This is a genomic window from Micromonospora sp. NPDC002411, assembly GCF_053592955.1.
Genome location: NZ_JBSFBM010000643.1, coordinates 1 through 1196, shown reverse-complemented (window position 1 = coordinate 1196; position 1196 = coordinate 1). Strand labels below are relative to the sequence as shown.

The 1196-nt window shown below is 74.4% G+C and carries 1 protein-coding gene; it reads right to left on the bottom strand.

Going from position 1 to position 1196, the window contains the following annotated elements; translation table 11 throughout:
- Positions 1–32: 32 nt before the first annotated feature.
- The coding region (locus tag ACWCO3_RS34710; protein ID WP_450014250.1) for an MFS transporter at positions 33–1196 on the bottom strand (1164 nt) is incomplete at its 5' end.

Sequence of the window (1196 nt, the reverse complement as noted above, 5' to 3'; positions counted from 1 at the left end):
AACACCCGGGAGGCCACCGACCCGCAGCGCGCCTACCGCCCGTCCACCACCGGACGGACCGGCCCGGACGTCTGATCGCCGTCGGGCTGGGCGGGCAGCACCACCGCAGCGGACGGACCTGCGGAAGGTCGCCGCGCACCCCATTCGTAGAGCGCGATCAGCCCCAGCGCGAGCACCACCAGGGCCGATCCCAGCACCTCCACTGACGTGTTGCCGATCAGCACGCCCAGCGCGGCCGGGACGAGCGCCGCGCCGATGCCGGACGCGCCGATCTGCAGTCCGATGGCCCGGTCCGTGTGCGCCGGGCCGACCCGGTCGGCGGTGGTGAGGGTGAGCAGCGGGAACACCGGCGCGGCGGCGAAACCGACGACGACCAGACCGAGCACCGCCAGCGCTGCCGGCCCGGGGATCGCGATCAGCGCGGCCCCCACTGCCATTCCGGCCAGGCTGGCCCGCAGCACCAGGCTGGAACCCAGCCGCTCGGCCACCACACCCTGCACGATCCGACCGACGAAGAGGCTGCCCCAGTACGCGGAGACGCAACCGCCGGCCACCGCCGCGCTCAGCCCGCGCCCCTCGGTCAGCAGGAGGAACGCCCAGAGGCCGGCGGACACCTCGATGGCCACGTACAGCGCGAAGGCGAGCAGCCCGGACCAGACCGCCGGCAGCCGCAGCGTCTCCCGGACCGGAACCCGGACGACCGCCGACGCGGCGGGCGCGATCCCGGCGCCTTCCGTTCCGGCGGCGTCGACAGCGGTGTCGGCCGGGACGCCGCGTTGCCAGGCCCGCACGGTGAGCGCGAACGCGATGGCGAGAACGAGCTGGGCGGCGGCCACGATGCCGTACCCCCAGCGCCAGACCAGCCCGGCGCTGAGCACCCCGGTCATGATCAGCGGGCCGATCGCCACGCCCAGGCCGAAGAAGGCGTGCAGCCAGTTCATGTGGCGCGGCCCGAAGGCCCCGGCGGCGTACGCGTTGAGCCCGGAGTCGACAGCACCGGACCCGAGCCCGACCAGCAGCGCACAACCCACCAGCACGGCCAGCGTGGGGCTCACCGAATAGCCGGTCAGCGCCAGGCTGGCCAGCAGGGTGCTCCCGGCGAGCAGGGCGCCCACGCCCACCCGGGCCAACGTGAACCCGGCCAGCACGCTGGAGGTGAGATAACCGACAGTGCCGGCGGTGAGCACCCAACCGAC